Raw genomic sequence first — 2230 nt, 5'->3', positions numbered from 1 at the left:
GCCTTTCCGCTTCCGCGCGTCGTAGGGGCTGTTACCGCAGCTCCGCCGGGGGCGTGCGCTTCGCGTCGACCTTCTCCGTACGCTCCAGCTGCGCCCAGACGATATAGCGGTAGTCGGAGGTGTACACGGGGGTGCAGGTCGTCAGGGTGAGGTAGCGGCCGGGCTTCTTCTTGCCGGACTCCTCGGGGACCTGGTCGATGACCTCGACGTTGTACTTCGAGGTCGAGCGCAGTTCGGCGTAGACCTTGTAGACGTACCAGACGTCGCGGGTCTCGAAGACGACCGCGTCGCCGTCCTTGAGCTTGTCGATGTTGTGGAACTTCGCGCCGTGCCCGTCGCGGTGCGCGGCCAGCGTGAAGTTGCCCTTCTTGTCCCACGGCATCGCCGACTTCACCGGAGAGGTGTAAAAGCCCGCGACCCCCTCATTGAGCGTGCCGGTATTCGTCCCCTTCTTTACGAGGACCTCGCCGTTTTTCATGGCCGGTACGTGCAGGAAGCCGATGCCGTCCTTGGTGTTCAGCGCACCCGGACCGCTCTTCGCCCAGTTGTCGCGGACGTGGTGGCCCTGGCGGGACGCCTCGCGGTCGGCGAGCACGTTCGTCCACCACAGCGAGTAGACGACGAACAGGGCCAGCAGCAGGCCCGCGGTGATCAGCAGTTCGCCGATGAAGCTGACGGTGGCGGCGATCCGCCCTCTGCCGCGGCGCGCTGCCGGTCGCGGCTCGTCGTGCTCGGTCCGTGCCACGGCGCTCGTACCCCTTGTTCACTGATTCGCTGGTGTGTTGGCCCCGTTGGATGTGCCGCCCCGCCGAACGGCCCGCTCGCCCGCCGTCGGGCCGCGGAGCCGGTGTCCGGCGTCCGGTTTTCAGTCTCCGGATTCCGATGTCACTCGACGAGCGCGTCCGGCTTGCCCTTGCTGCGCGGCCGTTCGTCGACCATCTTGCCCCAGACGATCATTCGATACGTACTGGTGAATTCCGGCGTGCACGTCGTGAGCGTGATGTACCGGCCGGGCTTCGTGAAACCGGACCCCGTCGGCACCGGGCGGATGACGCTGGTGTTCGACGGCGAGGTCTGCGGCAGCGCGCTCGTCATCTCGTACGTGAAGTACGCGCTCTTCGTCTCCACCACGACCTTGTCGCCCGGCTTGAGCTGGTTGATGTAACGGAACGGTTCGCCATGGGTGTTGCGGTGCCCGGCGAGCGCGAAGTTGCCCTTCTTGTCCCAGGGCATCGCGGTCTTCAGCCCGCCGTCGGCGTAGTGGCCGACCATGCCGCGGTCGAGGACCTTCGGCTTGCTGATGCCCTCCGCGATCGGCGCCTTCACGTCCAGCTTCGGGATGTAGATGATCGCGAACCCCTGGCCGGGCGAGAACGCGCCCGCGCTCCGGTCGTCGCCGTCGCCCTCGTCCCACTTGTGCCGCAGGCTGTTCGCGGCGCCGCCCGCCTGCTGATGGGCTATCACGTTCGTCCACCACAGCTGGTACGTCACGAAGAGCAGCATCAGCACGCCGATCGTGATGAAACCCTCGCCGAGCAGCCGGCTCACGATGACGCCGGGGGTCTCCTTGCGGGCCCGCTGCGCGCGGCGCGCCTCCAGCCTGGTGCGCGGCGCGGCCGGGTCGCTCTCGGGCGCGGGCGCCGGGGAGGGCGTACGGCGGCCCCGTCCGCCGCGCCTGGCGGCGTCCTGAGCGGCTTTCCGGCGCGCGGCCCGGCCACCGGTCGGCGGGGCCGTTCCGGCGTCCGTGACGGCCGCTGTGGGGGGCGCGTCGGCATCGATCCGGCGCAGCGCGACCGTACGGTCGTCCACCGCCTCCTCGGCCTCCGCGCGGTGCGGGGCGACCGCCGCGGCGAAGTCCGGGCCGAGGTCGAAGGTCAGGGTCCCGCCGTCGGCAGGCGGGGGCTGGGGCGGCCGCGGAACGCGGTTCTGTGCGGGCGGTCCCGGCGCGGCCGGCTCCGGCTGCTCGTGCGGGCGGAACCACGGCGAGCCCTGCGACTGCGCGGGCCGCTCGGGCGGCAGCGGCTGCGCGGCCTGCCGCCGGGGAGGGGGCGCCTGCGGGCGTACGGACTCGTGGCCGCGTACGGGCTCCTGCGCGTGTACGGGTTCCGGCGCTCGTACGGGCCGCTGCGCGTGCGCGTCCCGTGCTGGGGGCCGTACGGGCTCCTGGGCTCGTACGTCATGCCGCGGCTGCGGCCGTACGGGCTCGTGCTGCCGCCCCGGCTCCTGTGGC

The 2230-nt window shown here is 71.0% G+C and carries 2 protein-coding genes; both read right to left on the bottom strand.

Features of this window, described 5'->3' with window-relative positions; genetic code table 11:
* Window positions 1–31: 31 nt before the first annotated feature.
* Window positions 32–745, bottom strand: coding sequence for a class E sortase (locus tag ACFU99_RS41290; protein WP_384403243.1), 714 nt, complete (start codon window positions 743–745; stop codon window positions 32–34).
* A gap of 140 nt (window positions 746–885) precedes the next feature.
* Window positions 886–2230, bottom strand: a 1345-nt coding sequence (locus ACFU99_RS41285; protein ID WP_384403240.1) for a class E sortase, incomplete at its 5' end; no start/stop codon positions are given.

The sequence above is a fragment of the Streptomyces sp. NPDC057654 genome (assembly GCF_042800135.1).
GTDB lineage: Bacteria > Actinomycetota > Actinomycetes > Streptomycetales > Streptomycetaceae > Streptomyces.
This window is presented reverse-complemented; position numbering and strand designations above follow the sequence as displayed.